The organism is Dorea sp. OM07-5 (assembly GCF_003481355.1).
Taxonomy (GTDB): domain Bacteria; phylum Bacillota; class Clostridia; order Lachnospirales; family Lachnospiraceae; genus Dorea_D; species Dorea_D hominis.
On the sequence record NZ_QUKZ01000001.1, the window covers coordinates 34,740 to 52,472 of the forward strand.

Here is a 17,733-nt window from a genome sequence, read left to right on the forward strand (position 1 = left end):
CATATCCATGAATATTTTTTCTGGAACCATCCATACTAATCACAGAAAGAAGGTGAAAGTATGGATGAAACCAGAAAGAAGTTCCGGATATGCCTGATCTGCGTTGTGGCGGCAGCGGTTCTGATCGGTATGATCTATTATTTTGCAGAGTGTAATGCGGCGGAAAGAGAGACGGAAGGAACGCTGGTAGATAGAAGGTGGGAGGCAGAAAGTGGCATCGAACAGTGAAACAATCTATATTAAGGCAGGTCGTAATACAGAAGTAAAGAAACCGGACATAACATTGGGAGAAGTGCTGGAGATTACATGCGTGAATCCATCAATGGAAGCAAAAGTCCGGTCTCTTCGCCTGTTAAAAGGAATCAACGGTCGTGTAGCGGTATCGGTGCTGAAAGTTGTTTCTATGATACAGGAAGTGTATCCGAACGCAGAAGTGCAGAGTATCGGAGAGCCTGATTTTATTGTAACCTATGAAGAGCCGGGGAAAGGCAGCAGATTCATGCAGAGCGTAAAAGTCGTGTTTGTGTCCGTGTTGAGTTTTTTTGGTGCGGCATTTTCCATCATGGCATTTAATAACGATGTGGATGCACCCAAACTTTTCGACCAGATATACACACAGATCATGGGGAATAAACCGGATGGCTTTACCATACTGGAACTGACATACAGTCTTGGGCTTGCAGTTGGAATATTGATCTTCTTCAATCATTTTGGAAAGAAGAAATTTACCGTTGATCCGACACCGATGGAAGTAGAGATGCGGCTGTATGAAAATGATATTCAGACAACCCTGATTGAAACATATTCGAGAAAGGAGAGGGAGCTTCATGTGGATCAGACAGATTCTTCTTGCGGTCATAGGAAGTAGTGCAGGTGCGGTGGCAGCAGGTGGTCTGTTTGCATTTATCGCAGAACTTGGCGTAATCTCGGATTTCGCAGACCGGACACACACAGGAGATAAGATCCAGTGGTACGAAACATGCGTAATGCTTGGCGGTATTTTGGGCAATCTGTTCTGGCTCTGTCAGATACCGCTTCATGGCGGTGTGATACTGCTGGCGGCGGTGGGGATATTTTCAGGGATGTTTGTCGGCTGCTGGGCAATGGCGCTGGCAGAGATCCTGAATCTGTTCCCGGTATTTATGCGACGTTTTAATCTGGTGAACTGCCTTGCAGGTATTATTTTAGGAATCGCAGCCGGGAAAACACTCGGATGTATATGGATGCTTTTACAGGAGGCGAAATGACAGAATGTTAAGTAATGAGATAAATGACAAAAAAGCGCAGGAAATGAAAAAAGAAAACTACAAAAAATATGTAAAACAGAAAACACCGGTGCATGCACTTGGAACAAATATGTTCCGCGCATTCCTGACCGGCGGAATCGTCTGTACGATCGGGGAATTTTTACTGAACTGGTGTGAAAATATGGGAATGACCAAAGAAATCGGTGGAAGCTGGTGTTCATTGATACTGGTATTTTTAAGTGTTCTGCTGACAGGATTCAATATATACCCGAAGATTGCAAAATGGGGAGGCGCAGGGGCACTTGTTCCGATTACCGGATTTGCCAATTCGGTAGCAGCACCGGCAATTGAATATAAAAAAGAAGGACAGGTCATGGGTATTGGCTGCAAGATCTTTACAATTGCAGGACCGGTGATTTTATATGGAATCTTCACCAGCTGGGTACTGGGTATTGTTTACTGTATTTTCGGGAAAGGAGTCTGAAGATGCAAAGAGGAAAACAGAGTATTATTTTTAAAGAAGGACCATATCTTATAAGCAGTGCATCTGTTGTTGGGAAAAAAGAAGGAGAAGGTCCGTTTGGGGAGTTATTTGATATTATAGAAGAAACTGATCTTTTCGGAGAAGACAGCTGGGAAGAGGCAGAGAGTACAATGCAGAAGGAAGCATGCCAGATTGCGCTCGGAAAAGCAGGTCTTAAACCGGAGGACATCCGGCTGACATTTGGAGGTGATCTGCTACGGCAGGGAATCGTCACATCTATGGGAGCAAGACAATTTGAAATCCCACTGTTCGGTCTGTATGGCGCCTGTTCTACTTCTGGTGAAGCGCTTGCATTGGGAGCTATGTGCGTGGGGGCAGGCTATGGCGAGTATATGCTTGCTGTAACATCCAGTCATTTTGCCTGTGCGGAAAAAGAATTCCGTTTTCCGCTCGGTTATGCCAGCCAGCGCCCCTTGAGCGCGCAGTGGACTGTGACCGGAAGTGGTGCATTCATCATCGGTGCGGATGGAGCACAGAAGAAAAGTCGTGTGAAGATCACTGGAATTACAACAGGAAAGATCATTGATTACGGCTTAAAAGATTCCCAGAATATGGGGGCTTGTATGGCGCCGGCGGCATGTGATACGATCTGGCAGCATCTTAAAGATTTTGGAAGACAGCCCGAAGATTATGACCGGATCATAACCGGAGATCTTGGCTATGTCGGACAGAGTATTCTATTTGACCTGATGAGAAAAAAAGATATAGATATTAAAAAGAGGCATATGGACTGCGGAATGCAGATTTTTGATCAGAGTACGCAGGATACACATGCCGGGGGCAGTGGATGTGGCTGTGCTGCGACAACGCTCAGTGCTTATATTCTGCCGAAAATAGAAAGCGGTGAATGGAAGCGTGTATTGTTTGTGCCGACCGGGGCTCTTATGTCTACGGTTAGTTACAACGAGGGAGCGAGTGTGCCGGGGATCGCACATGCGATCGTACTGGAACATGTATAGCATGTGATATAAATGAACGCTTTGGCAGGAGAGAGTATTTCTCCTGCAATTTTACAAAAAAGAAAGGCAGGAAATAAGATGGAATATATTAATGCATTCTGGGTGGGCGGTTTAATCTGTGCGTTGGTGCAGATTTTGTTAGACCGGACGAAACTGATGCCCGGGCGGATCATGGTTCTTCTGGTGTGTACCGGGGCAGTACTTGGCACACTTGGAATCTATGAACCAATTCAGGAATATGCGGGCGCCGGTGCGAGCGTTCCCCTTACAGGATTCGGAAATCTCCTATGGCAAGGTGTCAGAAAGGCGGTTGACGAAGAAGGCGTGATCGGAATTTTTCTGGGAGGTTTCCAGGCGAGTGCGGCGGGAATTGCCGGTGCTTTAATATTTGGATATCTGGCTTCGCTTATATTTGAGCCGAAAATGAAGGAGTAATTGAAAAGGAGATACCAAAAAGATATTAAAAAAATCGAAAAAAAGATTGTGTTCTTCTATAACAAATGGTATTGTAAAAATAGTGAGCTTGTTAAGAATAAATTAAGAAATTGTAAAAAAATAAGCTTAAAAAACAGCATAAGGGACATATTTGTAGGAGGAAGACAATGAATTATGTAGATATACTGATACCTTTTGTCGGTGGTCTTGGAATGTTTATTTATGGTATGCAGATCATGGCACAGGGACTGGAGAACGCAGCGGGAAGTAAGATGAAATCACTGCTGGAAGTGCTGACGAAGAACAAATTGATGGGAGTGTTACTAGGAGCTGCTATCACAGCAGTCATTCAGAGCTCTTCAGCGACAACCGTCATGGTCGTTGGTTTTGTTAATGCCGGAATCATGAACCTGACCCAGGCAATGGGAGTGATCATGGGTGCCAACGTTGGTACAACCGTTACCGGATGGCTTGTATCTTCCGTAGAGTGGGCAGAATTTTTAAGCCCGGAGAAGCTAGCACCGATCGCAGTGATTATCGGTGTGGTTATCATGTTGACAGGCAAGAGACGTACATCCAAAGAGATCGCCAATATTATTGTTGGCTTTGGTTTACTTTTTATCGGTATTTCTACGATGTCATCAGCAGTAGAGCCGCTGAAAGAATTTGACGGATTTGTACAGATGTTTGTTACATTAGGAAAGAATCCGATCCTCGGTATTCTGGCTGGAGCGCTTGTAACGGCAGTGATTCAGAGTTCTTCCGCATCGGTTGGTATTCTGCAGAGTCTTGCGGCAGCGGGATTGGTACCATTCAGTGCAGCTATTTATATTATCATGGGACAGAATATCGGTACTTGTATTACAGCAATTTTATCCAGTGTAGGTGCGAAAAAGAATGCGAAGGCAGCAGCACTTATGCACCTGATCTTTAATATCATCGGAACGATTATTTTCAGTATCATTGCAATCGTTTACTTTACCGTGCTGAATCCACAGGCAGGAACAGGAAATATTACACAGACAGAGATCAGTATGGTGCATACATTCTTCAACATTGCAACGACAGTTATGTTATTCCCGGCATCTAACCTGATCGTGAAAATTGCCAAGAAGATCGGCCGTGTGGATGAAGATGCCAATGATCCGGGAACAGTACTTCTCGATGAACGTATGTTACAGACACCGAGTATTGCTCTGCAGTCTGTGATAAAAGAAACCGTTCGTATGGGCGAGATCGTAAGGAGATCCATTGAAGTTGCAAAAGATGTATTGTATACACAGGATCAGGAAGCAATTGATATTTTGAAAAATGATGAGAGTGATGTTGACAGACTCTGTGCGGGAATTACCAATTATACAATCAAATTATCTTCCTTACAGATCAGTGAGAAAGAGCATCAGGAAGCAGCACATCTGTTACAGGTGCTTTCCGATATGGAACGTGTCAGTGATTACTGTGAAAATATCTCTGAGTTTGCAGAGACGCTCCGAGATAAGAAAGCATCCTTCTCTGAGACAGCAAAGAAGCAGTTAAAAGAAATGATTGAGGAGACTGCGAAAAGCTATTTCTATGCACTGGATGCATTTAAAGAGCAGAGCCATGAGAAGGCACTGCGCGTTATTGAAAAAGAGACAAAAGTGGATGACCTTGAGGTGAAACTGCGGAGCCGTCATATTAAGAGACTGTCTAATAATGAATGTAATACAGAAGCGGGTATTGTATTCTTAGATACGCTGGTTTGTATGGAACGTATTTCTGACCATGCAAGAAATATCGCAGAAGAAGTACTTGAAGAGTAATCAGCGGATAAAACTCGCAAAGTGTATTTTATCCGTTGTGAGTAAGACATCCGGACTCGAATAAAAAATTGGGAAAAAAATGTCATGTATCAGCAAGAACCGGTACATGACATTTTTTGTGTCTTTGTTTACATTTTACATGAATATCGAATTTTAATCATTATAAGACTTTTCGTGAACTTCCGACAGCCATTCCAAGGCCTGCGTAAGTCCATCTGCGGAAAATTCAAATTCCTTCCATTCTTTCTTCTCATCAGCAGTCTTCTCAAAACAATATGGTTCCGGATAGGTACATGCTTTTAATGTATCCTCATCTTTTTGCAATAAATAGCGCATACCGTGATGAGAACCGGTATAGACTTCTTTCTTTAAAAATTGTAAAGATAATCCGATTGGTTCCAGCATGATAAAACTCCTTTTTATTCTTCTATAATATGGATTTCCAGATAATCAAAATCAATAGAATCTACAAAATTATCCTGATAAAATCTTGTCTTATCGTGGCGTTTAAATTCATCTATCGTAGATTCCAGCCAGATTGGTTTGCTGAGATCAAATTCATAGCAGATCTCTTCCAGTGCGTGAAAGATCTTATGGGTTCTTGTATCATCTGAATCATCACAGATCACAGTGTCCCGAAGCATATGATTGTCTTTAAATTCTTTGCCCCATAAACGAAACATAAGTGTTCCCTCGCTTTCCTGATAATGAAATGAGTATAGTCGTTTTCTGAGAAAAAGTAAACACTTTTAGAGAGTAAACTTTTTATGGAAGTTGCTTTTTGGCAGAAGCTATGATAGGATTTTTCTAAATGACAAGACACATAACAATACAGATGATGTATTGGATGTAATTATGAGGTGGGAAAATGGAAAAAGTAAAGAAAGTGTTGGATCGGATTTTTATTGAAGGGTTAAGTGCGATGGCGCAGGGCTTGTTTGCAACGCTGATCATCGGCACGATCATTCAGCAGATCGGAAGTTTTATTCCCGGGCAGGCAGGAACGATACTGTTTGTAATTGGCAAAGTAGCTGCGTCTCTGACAGGAGCAGGAATTGGTGTTGCAGTTGCTTACAAATTTAATGAAAGCCCGCTGGTTGTTGTATCTGCGGCAACAGCAGGTATGACAGGCGCATTTGCAAGTAAATTGCTGGCAGGAACAGTTCTGATTGACGGAGCAATGGTTTATTCAGGTCCGGGAGAACCATTAGGTGCATTCCTTGCAGCGTATGTAGGGATTTATTTCGGACATCTTGTTTCCGGAAAAACGAAAGTGGATATTCTTGTAACACCAATTATAAGCATCGGAACAGGTTCTGCTGTAGGGCTGATCCTTGGACCGCCGATTTCCGGATTTATGGTGTGGCTTGGTTCGGTTATTAACTGGGGAACAGAACAGCAGCCATTTTTGATGGGAATCATTGTTTCTGTACTGATGGGAATGATACTGACATTGCCGATCAGTTCGGCGGCACTGGGAATTATTTTGAATTTATCCGGTCTGGCAGCAGGAGCGGCGACGATAGGCTGCTGTTGTAATATGGTTGGATTTGCCGTGGCAAGCTACAGAGAGAATAAGATTGGAGGACTGCTTGCACAGGGAATTGGAACTTCTATGCTGCAAGTCCCGAATATTGTAAGAAAACCGATAATCTGGCTTCCGGTGATCCTGTCCAGCGCGGTTTTAGGACCGACAGGCACAGTTCTTCTGCATATGACAGGTAATGCAACCGGATCAGGAATGGGAACGGCAGGATTGGTAGGGCAGATCATGACCTGGCAGACGATGATCGCAAGTGAGACAGGAGCGGTTGTATTGTTAAAGATTCTGCTGATACAGATTGTGCTTCCGGCAGTCGTAACACTGGGAATCAGTGAATGGATGCGAAAAAAAGGATGGATTCAATTCGGAGACATGAAATTGGATTTCTAAATGCACAGGACATGAATTCATGGTATACTGTTAAGAGGTAACGAAAGAAGAGAAAACAGAAAGCGGGGATGTTAGCAATGATAGGAACCGGAAGAATTCATGTATATTACGGAACAGGAAAAGGCAAGACAACAGCGGCAGTAGGACAGGTGATCCGGGCAGCGGGGAGCGGACTTAAGGTTCTGATGTTTCAATTCATGAAGAACAATTCTTCCAGTGAGCGTGCAATCCTGGAGCAGATTCCGAATGTAACGTGCCTTCCGGGCAGGGATAAGATCAAATTTTACAATCAGATGAATTCTGATGAACGGGCAGAATTAAAGCATTATAACACGAAAGCATTAGATGAGATAATCAAATTCTGTAGTCCGTTTGACGTATTATTTTTAGATGAGATACTGTGCGCAGTTTCTCTGAATCTTCTGAATGAAGATAAACTGATGAGTTTTCTGGAGCATAAGCCGAGAGGACTGGAGATCATTATGACCGGACATGAAGTGTCAGACCGGATCATCCGTGCTTCCGATTATGTGACGGAGATGAAAAAAGTAAAACATCCATATGACAAGGGACAGTCAGCAAGAGAAGGAATCGAATATTAATCCTTAAAAAATTATTAAAACAGGAACAATTTCTGGCCGCTTATGTTATACTCTTCGGGTGCCGCAAGAAGACTTCGAAGGACGGAAGGAGAGAGGCAATCGTGGAGAATGCAATTAAGAATTACGAAGATGTGGACAGCTGGAAGACCATTATGTTTCTTTATAATTCCGCGTTAAAGGAAGTAGGAACGAAACTGGAGATTCTAAATGACGAATTCCAGCATGTACATCAGTACAATCCGATCGAGCACATTAAGACACGTGTGAAGACACCGGAGAGTATTGTGAAGAAGTTAAAAAGATACGGTTATGAGACATCCATAGAGAATATGGTAAAATACATCAACGATATTGCAGGAGTAAGATTGATCTGTTCATTTACTTCTGATATATACAGATTGGCAGAGATGATTGGAAACCAGAGTGATTTAAAGGTATTATCTATCAAAGATTATATTAAGAATCCGAAAGCAAGCGGCTACAAGAGCTATCACATGCTTGTATCGGTTCCGATTTTCCTGTCAGACAGTGTTGTAGATACAAAGGTAGAGATCCAGATCCGGACGATCGCGATGGATTTCTGGGCAAGTCTGGAGCATAAGATTTATTACAAATTTGAGGGAAATGCGCCGGAATATATCAGCCGGGATCTCAGAGAGTGTGCAGATATGGTGTCAACACTGGATGAGAAGATGCTGTCGTTAAATGAGGCGATCCAGGCGTATGTAGAAGAACAGGAAGAATTAAAAGGACGGAAGAAAAGTGAAGTATCCTAATATTTATCCGGGCAGTTTTATAGACAGACCGAATCGGTTTATTGCTTATGTGGAATGTGCCGGTCGTACAGAGACTGTTCATGTGAAAAATACAGGACGCTGTGCGGAACTTTTGCAGCCGGAGGTACCGGTGTATATACAGAAAAGCGATAACCCTGAGCGTAAGACAGGATGGGATCTTATCGCGGTAGAGAAAGGCGACAGACTTATCAATATGGATTCACAGGCACCGAATAAGGTAGCGCAGGAATGGATCTGCGCCGGTGGACTGGTGCCGGATCCGGTACTTGTAAAGCCGGAGTACACATACGAGAATTCCAGATTTGATTTCTATGTGGAGACGAAGAATCAGAAGATTCTGGTGGAAGTTAAAGGAGTTACATTGGAAGAAGACGGTGTAGTCCGGTTCCCGGATGCGCCGAGTGAACGTGCCGTAAAGCATGTACAGGAATTAAAGAAAGCAAGAAAAGCGGGGTACGAAGCGTACGTCTTGTTTGTGATACAGATGAAAGGTGTACGCTATTTTACGCCAAACAGGCAGACACATCCGGAATTTGCGGAAGCCTTACAGGAAGCCGCGGATGCAGGAGTAAAGATCCTGGCAAGAGACTGTGTAGTGACGACAGACAGCATGACGCTTGCGGATGAAGTCCCGGTTGTGCTTGGACAGCCTGAGCTTCATGAGATGGCAGAACCATTAACCGGATGGTATAGGAAATACCACCGTGACCTTCCGTGGAGACATCACCCGGATTCGTACAGAATATGGATATCAGAGATTATGCTGCAGCAGACAAGGGTAGAAGCGGTGAAGGGATATTATGATCGCTTTTTACAAGCGTTGCCGACAGTGAAAGATCTGGCAGAGGCGCCGGAAGACAAGCTGCTCAAATTGTGGGAAGGTTTAGGGTATTATAACCGGGTACGCAACATGCAGAAAGCAGCAATCCAGATCATGGAAGAGTATGGCGGTGAATTTCCGGCAGACTATGAGAAAATCCTTGAACTGAAAGGGATCGGAAGCTATACGGCAGGAGCAATCAGTTCATTTGCGTTTGGAATTCCGAAACCGGCAGTAGACGGCAATGTGTTGCGTGTAGTAACGAGAGTTCTGGCAGATGATGCAGATATTATGAAGCAGAGCACGAAGAAGAGGCTGGAGAAAGCGATCGAAGAAGTCATTCCGGCAGATGCGGCCAGTGATTTTAATCAGGGACTGATCGAGCTGGGAGCGATTGTCTGTGTGCCAAATGGCGAACCAAAATGCGGGGAATGTCCACTTAAGAATATATGCCGTGCAGAAAAAGAGGGGTTGACAGATAAGTTACCGGTGAAGAAAAAGGCAAAAGCAAGGCGGATTGAGAAAAAGACTGTTTTTCTGTTTGAAGATCTGCAGGAGATTGCTATCCGTAAAAGACCGGCAAAAGGATTGCTTGCCGGACTTTATGAACTGCCGAATGTAGAAGGGCATCTGACAAGAAAAGAGGCAGAAAACTATTGTCGTTCTATTGGACTTATGCCGGTAAGAATTAAAAAATTACCGGATGCAAAGCACATTTTCAGCCATGTGGAGTGGCAGATGAAAGGTTATCAGATTCAGGTGGATGAATTGGAGAAGACAAACGAGAAAGGATTTTTGTTCATACATCCGGGAGAGATCCGGGAGAAGTATTCCATCCCATCTGCATTTGCAGCATATACGAAGGACATTATATGATACCAGAATACCAAGTTCGGCACGGAACAATACGCGGGTATCAGAAAAAGAAGAGGAGTGTGATTAGAAGATTACACTCCACGAAAATAAAAAAGAATCGCAATTGACAGATTGATTTATAGAGATCAGTCAACTGCGATCCTTTTTATTTTAATATTATATTTTATCTTAGATCGGCTGCTGTGACAGCTTCGGTGCCCGCTTTGTCTGTGTTACATAGATCAGCGGATAAATCATAAAGGTAAGTGCCACTGCTGCGATCACATCCGTTACAGAGTGCTGCTTTAAGAACATGGTAGACAGAACAATCAGTCCGGCAAGTCCGTAAGAAACAAACTGGATACCGCGGTGTTTTTTCAGTGCCTGGCTGTGTCCGATGGCGATAGCAGCGCCAAGTGAATTATATACATGAATACTTGGCAGTACATTCGTCGGTGTATCGGTGCTGTAAAGCTGTTGTACCAGTCTTGTAAAAACAGTATCGTTCGCAAATGTGTGCGGACGCAGGTTTAATTCATTTGGAAATACTGTGCAGATGATCAGGAAGATCGTCATTCCAGTGAATAAAAATGCTGTAAGCTGGTAATATCCTTTCTTATCCGTAAAGAAGAAATATGCGATCGTTACAGCAATAAATAAAAACCATAACAGATACGGAACAATAAAATATTCTACAAACGGGATATAATCGTCAAGTGGTGAGTGGATCAGATAGTAATGGCTGAATCTGTGTTTCTCCAGATAACAGAACCAAGGCATGTAGATAAAGCTATATAATAAAACCCATGCATGACGATACCGCAGGATAAATTGTTTGATTTTCGTAATGGATTGCATAATTACGCCCCTTTATATAACAAGTCTTATCTAAAGATTAGCTAAGTTTCTCAACGGATTATAACATGAAAAGATAGAATCAACAACAATGTTCATCTATTCTTAATAATTTTCACCATGTTTTTCGAAAATCTGCATATCATAACAGCGTTTGCCTTCCAGCAATGCCGCAGGTGTACGAAGTGTCCAGACAGCTGTAGGTGTTCCAAAGAATTTCCGTAAGAAAGAAACAGTAAATTTAGGAAGGTTTTTCAGTTTATAAGAAATAAAATCCGGTCTGCCAAGAAAATTAAGAAGCAGGTTTTCGGCAAGAAAACGTAAAAACCAGAGTTCTTTCAGAGGATCCTTCGTAAGTCTGGAAGAAAGCTGTCCACGCAGAACTTCCGGAGCATGCCTGCGATACCAGAAAAGTCCCATCGTATTAAAAGACTGAATCATATAATTTCCATGATAACAGGAAAGGGCCTTATGAACATGCTGACAGATAGCGGTGGAACGACCGGGAATTTTCAATTCGATCAGAAGAGGTACCTGTCCGTTTACCAGTGACAGAACATCTTCAAACAGAGGAATCTGTTCTTCCGTATCCTGGAGACGGCATGTTTTCAGCTCCGGAACTGTCAAATCTTCGATCGTGCCGGATTTTTTACAGACACGGTTCAGAGTATCATCGTGGAAAACAACCAGTCTGCCATCTTTGGTGAGATGAACATCCAGCTCAATGCCATAACCGTGGGAAAGCGCCTGCCGGAACGCGGGCATAGAATTTTCTGGAATTCCATTTTCAATACTGTGATATCCACGATGAGCAAAACAGGTTCCACGATACAATTTTAAAAGTTCCTGCCGTTTGCCTGTCCGGGGGAAAAGTAAAAAGAGAACAAATAAACACAGACAAACAATAAAAATGAGTATTCCGTGATACATAAAATACATCTCCTTAACTTAAAATCAGACGAATTTTCTCAGGTTCCAGAGAACAGGTAATTTCTCGTTTTAAATATACCGGTTCTCCGTCTGTATGGACCGCAAGTGGTTTCGGGCTGGTAAAAGTTGCTTTTTTACATTGATATGTATGGATTCCTTTGAAAAATACATGCCATCCTTTAAAAGCGGTTGGCAAAAGCATAAGAATGACAGCTTTCGGGAATCCTTCTACTACAATAACATCCAGAATATCATCAGAAGGATCTGCTTTTGGACAGAAACGGAATCCACCGCCCTCTGTGCGCTGATTCATAGCCGCAGCGAAATAAACTTTGTGAAAAAGTATTTCTTCTGTATCACCGGACAGATCCGTAAGCCGAATGTGCATATCACAGGGTGTCATGGTGAAAATCTGGGAAAGTGCAACGCCAACGTAGGATAGTTTTCCAAGATGCAGCTTATTAAGAAATCGTTTCAGCGGAGAGACGATTACCTGATGGCAGACAGCGGCATCAAATCCAAGACCGGAACTGACAGCAAAACGGCGCCGGCAATAAGGCTTGCTGTCTGTTTCATATTCTGTCACTCCGATATTTAAGTATGCAAAACGGGAAGGCTTAAGGATATGTTTAAGTGCTGTGAGTGGATCCCGGGAAAGTCCCATGCTCCTTGCAAAATCATTGCTGGATCCAATCGGAATATATCCAAGTGTGATGCCGGACAGATCGCTGATGCCATCAATGACTTCATTTAAAGTGCCGTCACCGCCAAGAACAATCAGTGTTTCCATAGATGGATCGGCACACAAATGAGCGGCAAGCTTCGAGGCATGCCGCTGATATTTAGTGAAAAAGACCTGATAAGAGATCTCGTTCTCTTTCAGATATTGTTCCAGTGTGTTCCAGACAGTCTGACCGAGGCCGCTTCTGGAACCGGGATTTACAAGAAAAGTGTACATGATTTAAAATGCTCCGTTCAGATAAGTCTCCAGACTTCGCTTCATATTTCCTTCAAAATCCGCATGTCCTTCTTTCAGACACCATTCAAAAACGTTACCGATCACGATCATACGGATATCGGTTGTAAGAGCTTCCAGATCTCCGGATATCTGTAAAATTCCGGCATCCATGCATTTCTGCAGATAATTGTGGACCGTAACGATCGGATAAGGACGCTCCGTACGGATGAGCGGGTTCAGAGACTGGTTCTTTGGTGTATAGTAATTCGACATAAATTCTACGCCCAGATCCTGGCAGTAATGTACATAATTCAGATAGACGTAGATGATCGCTTCTTTAGCTTCAGCCGGAGAAGCCGGAAGATCAAGAAAATCCGGATTGATGCTCGGCTGCTCTTCTATATAATAAGAAAGAAGATCGTCTTTTGTTTTGAAATGATGATAAAAACTTCCGTTGGAAACCCCAGCTTCGTCACAGATATTTTTAATCGACAATGCTTCATATCCGTCTTTTTGTAAAATATTTTTGGCAGCGGCGAAAATCCGAGCTTTCGTTTCCATAGACTTCTGCTGCTGCTTGGACAATGGTTTTGTTTGTACTGTTTGATTCATGATGATCAAGAATCTCCTTTTTCTTTTATGATAACCTTAAGTATAACATAATAAATAGCTGTTTTCAATAAAACAGAGTGAACTCTGTATTTACTGTTCCATTGCAAGAAAGAGACATTTTCGCTATAATAAGAAAGATTGTGGAAAGCCACAGAAAGTAACATTCAGAAAGGATATAATTATGGATATCAATCAGAAGATTACAGAAGAATTAGGCGTAAAAAAGTGGCAGGTAGAAGCGGCTGTAAAATTGATCGATGAAGGTAATACAATTCCATTTATCGCCAGATACAGAAAAGAAGCAACTGGTACACTGGACGACGAACAGCTTCGTAAATTATATGAAAGACTGACCTATTTACGGAATCTAGAGGAGAAGAAAGAACAGGTACTGGCAAGTATAGAAGAACAGGGAAAATTGACAGAAGAGCTGAAAGCAAAGATCGTTGCGGCACAGACACTGGTCGTGGTAGAAGATCTCTATCGTCCGTATCGCCCGAAACGAAGAACACGTGCGACGATTGCGAAGGAAAAGGGACTGGAGCCACTGGCAGCACTGATTACTTTACAGAAAGCAAAAGAGCCGCTGGAGAAGCTGGCAGAAGACTATGTTAATAAAGAAAAAGGTGTAGAGACAGTCAAAGATGCGCTGGACGGCGCGAAGGATATTCTTGCAGAAGCAGTGTCCGATGAAGCAGCATACAGAAGCTGGATCCGTAAGAGAACCATGCAGAAAGGAACACTTATTTCCAATGCAAAGGATGAAAAACAGGAGTCGGTTTATGAGATGTATTACGAATTTGAAGAAGCACTCAGCAAGCTGGCAGGACACCGCATCCTTGCACTGAACCGTGGAGAGAAAGAGAAGTTCCTGACCGTAAAAGTAGAAGCACCGCAGGATGATATCTTACGATATCTGGAAAAACAGATCATCCGCACAGATAATCCGTATACGACTCCGGTACTTCAAGAAGTAGCAGAGGACAGTTATAAACGTCTGATCGCACCGGCAATCGAGCGGGAGATCCGGAGTGAACTGACGGAAAAAGCAGAGGATGGAGCAATCGAAGTGTTCGGGAAGAACTTAGAACAGCTTCTCATGCAGCCTCCAATCACAGGAAGAACCGTGCTTGGCTGGGATCCGGCATTCCGAACCGGATGTAAACTTGCAGTTGTAGATCCGACCGGAAAAGTTATCGGTACAACAGTCATCTATCCTACTGCACCGACAACACCGAAGAAGATCCAGGCGTCCAAAGATTTATTAAAGAAGATTATTCCGAAGTATCATGTATCACTGATCTCAGTAGGAAATGGAACTGCATCCAGAGAATCTGAGCAGTTTATCGTAGAGTTATTAAAAGAGATTCCGGAAAAAGTAGAGTATATCATTGTAAATGAAGCAGGAGCTTCTGTATATTCGGCAAGTAAACTTGCTTCAGAAGAGTTCCCGAATTTTGATGTCGGGCAGAGAAGTGCAGCGTCCATTGCAAGACGACTGCAGGATCCGCTTGCTGAGCTTGTGAAGATCGATCCGAAATCGATCGGAGTCGGACAGTATCAGCATGATATGAACCAGAAGAAATTAAGCGAAGCACTTTCCGGTGTTGTAGAAGATTGCGTAAATAAAGTCGGTGTCGATCTGAATACAGCATCCGCACCGTTGCTTTCCTATATCTCCGGTATTTCTTCTGCGATTGCCAAAAATATCGTTGTATATCGTGAGGAAAATGGCAAATTTACAAACCGGAAACAATTATTAAAAGTAGCAAAACTGGGACCGAAAGCATTTGAACAGTGTGCAGGTTTTATGCGTATTCAGGACGGAGATAATCCGTTAGATGCGACCAGCGTACATCCGGAGTCCTACGCGGCAGCAGAAGAACTGTTGAAGAAGCAGGGATTTTCCGTAGATGATATCAAAGGAGGAAAACTGACAGGATTATCACTTACGATCCGTGATAAAAAACGTCTGGCAGAAGAGCTTGGAATTGGTGAGATCACACTGGAAGATATTGTAAAAGAATTGGAGAAACCGGGAAGAGATCCGCGAGATGAGATGCCAAAACCGATCCTCCGCACGGATGTTCTGGAAATGAAAGACCTGACAGAAGGCATGGTATTAAAAGGAACAGTGAGAAATGTCATCGATTTTGGAGCCTTTGTTGACATCGGTGTCCATCAGGACGGACTGGTACACATTTCAGAATTAAGCGATAAGAAATTTGTAAAACATCCACTGGAAGTAGTAAGCGTTGGTGATATCGTGGATGTCAAAGTTTTAAGTGTGGATCTTAAGAAAAAGAGAATCCAGCTGACAATGAAAGGTATTCAATAAAATAATTTAACAAAAGTAATTTAATAAAAAATACAAAAAAGCGAGAGGTGTTTAGTATGCAGAAAAATTGGGGAAAAACATTGATCACACTTGCCGGAGTATTATTGGGGAATATCATTCTGGCATTTGCAGTTGCAGCATTTATCGTACCAACAGGTATTGTCATGGGAGGCGCAACCGGTATTGCACTTACGATCACACATTATGTGCCGATGTCCCTGTCGGTTGTATTATTAGGTGTAAACGTCATATTGTTCCTGTCAGGAGCTTTTATACTCGGAAAAAAATTTGCAGTTACAACGATTGTAAGTACATTTTTATATCCGCTTTGCCTGTCAGTTGTCCAGAAGATACCGGGAATTACAACGCTGACAGATAATCAGCTGCTGTCCGCAATTTATGCGGGAGTGCTTATGGGAATTGGAATTGGTATCATTGTAAGAGTTGGTGCTTCTACAGGCGGAACCGACATCATAGCACTGATCCTGAACAAAGTGGCACATATTCCACTGGCACCGCTTATGTATGTGGTTGATTTTATTGTGCTTTCTTCACAGATTCTCTTTTCTAATTCAGAACAGGTGATGTACGGTATTTTGAATCTGGTGCTGACAACGGTACTACTAAATAAGGTGATGCTGCTTGGAACTTCACAGATACAGTTGTTCATCATATCTGAGAAATACGAAGAGATCCGGGAAGATTTATTATCCAAGCTCGATCTTGGAACAACGATGATCTATATTGAAAACGGTTATCGTCATGAAAAACAGAAAGGTGTTATGTGCATCATTCCGAACCGGAAACTGTATTCCACAAAAGAAATGATCCACAGCATCGATCCGTACGCATTTATTACGATCACACAGATCAATGAAGTGCGAGGTCAGGGATTTACATTCGAACGTATCCGTTATCAGGAACTTCCGGAAGACCGGAAGTCGGCAGGTGACAGACAGTCTTAGATTTTTGAAAGTTATTTTGAAAGTCAGACATAATGGATGTTTGTGTGAGATAAGACTTCGGCAAAGTTTCACTTGCAATTTAAGAAGTACAGCACTATAATAAAAAACAAAGAGAAAGATTCTTCGGGGTCGGGTGAAAGTCCCAACCGGCGGTATAGTCCGCGACCCGGTATGATATGTACCGGCTGAATCGGTGTAATTCCGATACCGACAGTAAAGTCTGGATGAGAGAAGAGTTATGCATAGAAAAAGCAATATTATTACCCCGGTATTTTGTTTGATACCGGGGTTTTATTGTTGCAATAGGAAATTGATTTTCTTACTATATAAAAACTTCAGCAAGATGTAATGCATAGTTCCAGAAGTTTTCTTTCTAAATATAAGTATTTTAAAGGAGACCAACATATGAGTACAAGTACAAAAACAATGGCAGCAGCACAGACAAAGAACAGGACAAAGATCCGTGTAATGGCACAGGTTGGAATGTTATCTGCAATCGCATTAGTATTAATGCTTTTCGAGATTCCGCTTCCGTTTGCACCATCTTTTTACGAGATCGATTTCAGTGAAGTTCCGGTATTAGTCGGATGTTTTGCAATGGGACCACTGGCAGGAGCAACGATTGAATTCATCAAGATCATTCTGAACTTTGCGGTAAATGGAACCATGACAGCAGGGGTAGGTGAGATTGCTAACTTCCTGATCGGATGCGCATTTGTGGTACCGGCAGGTCTGATCTACAAGAAAAAGCATAACCGTACAGGCGCTATCGTTGGTATGATCAGCGGAACATTATTTATGACAATCCTTGGATGTTTCCTTAATGCATACGTATTATTACCGGCTTATGCAAAAGCGTTCCAGATGCCGATGGATGCACTGGTTGGCATGGGAACAGCAGTGAACAGCCACATTACAAGTGTTACAACGCTTGTCATCTTTGCAATCGTGCCATTTAACCTGTTAAAAGGTGTGCTGGTATCGTTGATCGTATTTTTGATCTATAAGAAGATCAGCCCGATATTCCATATGGGAAGATAGAAGAAAATATTAGATAATGATGAAAAAAAGAAGGACAGAG

General features: G+C 42.7%; 20 protein-coding genes and 1 riboswitch. Of the genes, 14 read left to right on the forward strand and 6 right to left on the reverse strand.

Annotated features, from left to right (window positions below; genetic code table 11):
- The first annotated feature begins 60 nt into the window (after positions 1-60).
- The 7 genes from DXC04_RS15665 to DXC04_RS00205 all read left to right on the forward strand — a co-directional run bounded on the left by DXC04_RS15665 (position 61) and on the right by DXC04_RS00205 (position 4,987).
- Positions 61-228, forward strand: coding sequence for a hypothetical protein (locus DXC04_RS15665; RefSeq protein ID WP_199692508.1), 168 nt, complete (start codon positions 61-63; stop codon positions 226-228).
- Positions 212-868 carry a stage V sporulation protein AA gene (locus tag DXC04_RS00180; RefSeq protein ID WP_118659439.1) on the forward strand — a complete coding sequence of 219 codons (657 nt, stop codon included), beginning with the start codon at positions 212-214 and terminating at the stop codon, positions 866-868. Before DXC04_RS15665 ends, DXC04_RS00180 begins: the two co-directional genes overlap by 17 nt.
- Positions 828-1,247, forward strand: a complete 420-nt coding sequence (locus DXC04_RS00185; protein ID WP_118659441.1) for a stage V sporulation protein AB — start codon at positions 828-830, stop codon at positions 1,245-1,247. Before DXC04_RS00180 ends, DXC04_RS00185 begins: the two co-directional genes overlap by 41 nt.
- Before the next feature lie 4 nt (positions 1,248-1,251).
- Positions 1,252-1,731 carry a SpoVA/SpoVAEb family sporulation membrane protein gene (locus tag DXC04_RS00190; protein ID WP_118659443.1) on the forward strand — a complete coding sequence of 160 codons (480 nt, stop codon included), beginning with the start codon at positions 1,252-1,254 and terminating at the stop codon, positions 1,729-1,731.
- 2 nt (positions 1,732-1,733) lie between these two features.
- Entirely contained in the window at positions 1,734-2,750 is a 1,017-nt protein-coding gene (locus DXC04_RS00195; protein ID WP_199692509.1) for a stage V sporulation protein AD, read from the forward strand.
- 78 nt (positions 2,751-2,828) lie between these two features.
- Positions 2,829-3,185, forward strand: coding sequence for a stage V sporulation protein AE (spoVAE, locus tag DXC04_RS00200; protein WP_117537107.1), 357 nt, complete (start codon positions 2,829-2,831; stop codon positions 3,183-3,185).
- Positions 3,186-3,352: 167 nt separating this feature from the next.
- The gene (locus DXC04_RS00205; RefSeq protein WP_117536895.1) at positions 3,353-4,987 is read left to right on the forward strand and encodes a Na/Pi cotransporter family protein; all 1,635 of its coding nucleotides are present in this window, start codon (positions 3,353-3,355) and stop codon (positions 4,985-4,987) included.
- Positions 4,988-5,140: 153 nt separating this feature from the next.
- On the opposite strand, the gene DXC04_RS00210 is transcribed toward DXC04_RS00205, so the two are convergent.
- Both DXC04_RS00210 and DXC04_RS00215 read right to left on the reverse strand, forming a co-directional pair.
- Entirely contained in the window at positions 5,141-5,392 is a 252-nt protein-coding gene (locus tag DXC04_RS00210) for a hypothetical protein (RefSeq protein ID WP_021860762.1), read from the reverse strand.
- Between the two features lie 14 nt (positions 5,393-5,406).
- Entirely contained in the window at positions 5,407-5,670 is a 264-nt protein-coding gene (locus tag DXC04_RS00215) for a hypothetical protein (RefSeq protein WP_021860763.1), read from the reverse strand.
- A 185-nt stretch (positions 5,671-5,855) separates the two neighbouring features.
- Here DXC04_RS00215 and DXC04_RS00220 point away from each other — a divergent pair, with 185 nt between their 5' ends.
- The 4 genes from DXC04_RS00220 to mutY all read left to right on the forward strand — a co-directional run bounded on the left by DXC04_RS00220 (position 5,856) and on the right by mutY (position 10,015).
- Positions 5,856-6,920, forward strand: coding sequence for a PTS transporter subunit IIC (locus DXC04_RS00220; protein WP_118659447.1), 1,065 nt, complete (start codon positions 5,856-5,858; stop codon positions 6,918-6,920).
- Between the two features lie 68 nt (positions 6,921-6,988).
- Positions 6,989-7,522 carry a cob(I)yrinic acid a,c-diamide adenosyltransferase gene (locus tag DXC04_RS00225; RefSeq protein WP_226976675.1) on the forward strand — a complete coding sequence of 178 codons (534 nt, stop codon included), beginning with the start codon at positions 6,989-6,991 and terminating at the stop codon, positions 7,520-7,522.
- A gap of 101 nt (positions 7,523-7,623) precedes the next feature.
- Positions 7,624-8,298, forward strand: coding sequence for a GTP pyrophosphokinase (locus tag DXC04_RS00230; protein WP_021860766.1), 675 nt, complete (start codon positions 7,624-7,626; stop codon positions 8,296-8,298).
- The gene (gene mutY / locus DXC04_RS00235) at positions 8,285-10,015 is read left to right on the forward strand and encodes an A/G-specific adenine glycosylase (RefSeq protein ID WP_118659449.1); all 1,731 of its coding nucleotides are present in this window, start codon (positions 8,285-8,287) and stop codon (positions 10,013-10,015) included. Before DXC04_RS00230 ends, mutY begins: the two co-directional genes overlap by 14 nt.
- Before the next feature lie 168 nt (positions 10,016-10,183).
- Here the strand turns inward: mutY and DXC04_RS00240 are convergent, their stop codons facing one another.
- The 4 genes from DXC04_RS00240 to DXC04_RS00255 form a co-directional block, all read right to left on the reverse strand.
- A complete protein-coding gene (locus tag DXC04_RS00240) occupies positions 10,184-10,852 on the reverse strand; it encodes a phosphatase PAP2 family protein (protein WP_021860768.1) in 669 nt (222 codons plus the stop codon).
- Between the two features lie 102 nt (positions 10,853-10,954).
- Positions 10,955-11,779 (reverse strand): glycerophosphodiester phosphodiesterase, encoded by an 825-nt coding sequence (locus tag DXC04_RS00245; protein WP_118659451.1) that lies wholly within the window; start codon positions 11,777-11,779, stop codon positions 10,955-10,957.
- A 13-nt stretch (positions 11,780-11,792) separates the two neighbouring features.
- Positions 11,793-12,737: a diacylglycerol/lipid kinase family protein gene (locus DXC04_RS00250; RefSeq protein ID WP_118659453.1), complete on the reverse strand. Its 945-nt coding sequence runs from the start codon at positions 12,735-12,737 to the stop codon at positions 11,793-11,795.
- A gap of 3 nt (positions 12,738-12,740) precedes the next feature.
- A complete protein-coding gene (locus tag DXC04_RS00255) occupies positions 12,741-13,349 on the reverse strand; it encodes a TetR/AcrR family transcriptional regulator (protein WP_021860771.1) in 609 nt (202 codons plus the stop codon).
- 181 nt (positions 13,350-13,530) lie between these two features.
- Here DXC04_RS00255 and DXC04_RS00260 point away from each other — a divergent pair, with 181 nt between their 5' ends.
- The 3 genes from DXC04_RS00260 to DXC04_RS00270 all read left to right on the forward strand — a co-directional run bounded on the left by DXC04_RS00260 (position 13,531) and on the right by DXC04_RS00270 (position 17,693).
- Positions 13,531-15,687, forward strand: a complete 2,157-nt coding sequence (locus DXC04_RS00260; RefSeq protein ID WP_118659455.1) for a Tex family protein — start codon at positions 13,531-13,533, stop codon at positions 15,685-15,687.
- Positions 15,688-15,743: 56 nt separating this feature from the next.
- The gene (locus DXC04_RS00265) at positions 15,744-16,652 is read left to right on the forward strand and encodes a YitT family protein (RefSeq protein ID WP_118659457.1); all 909 of its coding nucleotides are present in this window, start codon (positions 15,744-15,746) and stop codon (positions 16,650-16,652) included.
- Positions 16,653-16,767: 115 nt separating this feature from the next.
- Positions 16,768-16,892: riboswitch (FMN riboswitch) on the forward strand.
- Between the two features lie 165 nt (positions 16,893-17,057).
- The gene (locus DXC04_RS00270; RefSeq protein ID WP_021860774.1) at positions 17,058-17,693 is read left to right on the forward strand and encodes an ECF transporter S component; all 636 of its coding nucleotides are present in this window, start codon (positions 17,058-17,060) and stop codon (positions 17,691-17,693) included.
- The last annotated feature ends 40 nt before the right edge of the window (positions 17,694-17,733 follow it).

Bases quoted from the DNA above. Each gene is read 5' to 3' on its own strand.
- DXC04_RS15665 (WP_199692508.1), top strand. From the start codon at position 61: ATGGATGAAACCAGAAAGAAGTTCCGGATATGCCTGATCTGCGTTGTG.
- DXC04_RS00185 (WP_118659441.1), top strand. From the start codon at position 828: ATGTGGATCAGACAGATTCTTCTTGCGGTCATAGGAAGTAGTGCAGGT.
- DXC04_RS00190 (WP_118659443.1), top strand. From the start codon at position 1,252: ATGTTAAGTAATGAGATAAATGACAAAAAAGCGCAGGAAATGAAAAAA.
- DXC04_RS00195 (WP_199692509.1), top strand. From the start codon at position 1,734: ATGCAAAGAGGAAAACAGAGTATTATTTTTAAAGAAGGACCATATCTT.
- spoVAE (WP_117537107.1), top strand. From the start codon at position 2,829: ATGGAATATATTAATGCATTCTGGGTGGGCGGTTTAATCTGTGCGTTG.
- DXC04_RS00205 (WP_117536895.1), top strand. From the start codon at position 3,353: ATGAATTATGTAGATATACTGATACCTTTTGTCGGTGGTCTTGGAATG.
- DXC04_RS00210 (WP_021860762.1), bottom strand. From the start codon at position 5,392: ATGCTGGAACCAATCGGATTATCTTTACAATTTTTAAAGAAAGAAGTC.
- DXC04_RS00215 (WP_021860763.1), bottom strand. From the start codon at position 5,670: ATGTTTCGTTTATGGGGCAAAGAATTTAAAGACAATCATATGCTTCGG.
- DXC04_RS00220 (WP_118659447.1), top strand. From the start codon at position 5,856: ATGGAAAAAGTAAAGAAAGTGTTGGATCGGATTTTTATTGAAGGGTTA.
- DXC04_RS00225 (WP_226976675.1), top strand. From the start codon at position 6,989: ATGTTAGCAATGATAGGAACCGGAAGAATTCATGTATATTACGGAACA.
- DXC04_RS00240 (WP_021860768.1), bottom strand. From the start codon at position 10,852: ATGCAATCCATTACGAAAATCAAACAATTTATCCTGCGGTATCGTCAT.
- DXC04_RS00245 (WP_118659451.1), bottom strand. From the start codon at position 11,779: ATGTATCACGGAATACTCATTTTTATTGTTTGTCTGTGTTTATTTGTT.
- DXC04_RS00250 (WP_118659453.1), bottom strand. From the start codon at position 12,737: ATGTACACTTTTCTTGTAAATCCCGGTTCCAGAAGCGGCCTCGGTCAG.
- DXC04_RS00255 (WP_021860771.1), bottom strand. From the start codon at position 13,349: ATGAATCAAACAGTACAAACAAAACCATTGTCCAAGCAGCAGCAGAAG.
- DXC04_RS00260 (WP_118659455.1), top strand. From the start codon at position 13,531: ATGGATATCAATCAGAAGATTACAGAAGAATTAGGCGTAAAAAAGTGG.
- DXC04_RS00265 (WP_118659457.1), top strand. From the start codon at position 15,744: ATGCAGAAAAATTGGGGAAAAACATTGATCACACTTGCCGGAGTATTA.
- DXC04_RS00270 (WP_021860774.1), top strand. From the start codon at position 17,058: ATGAGTACAAGTACAAAAACAATGGCAGCAGCACAGACAAAGAACAGG.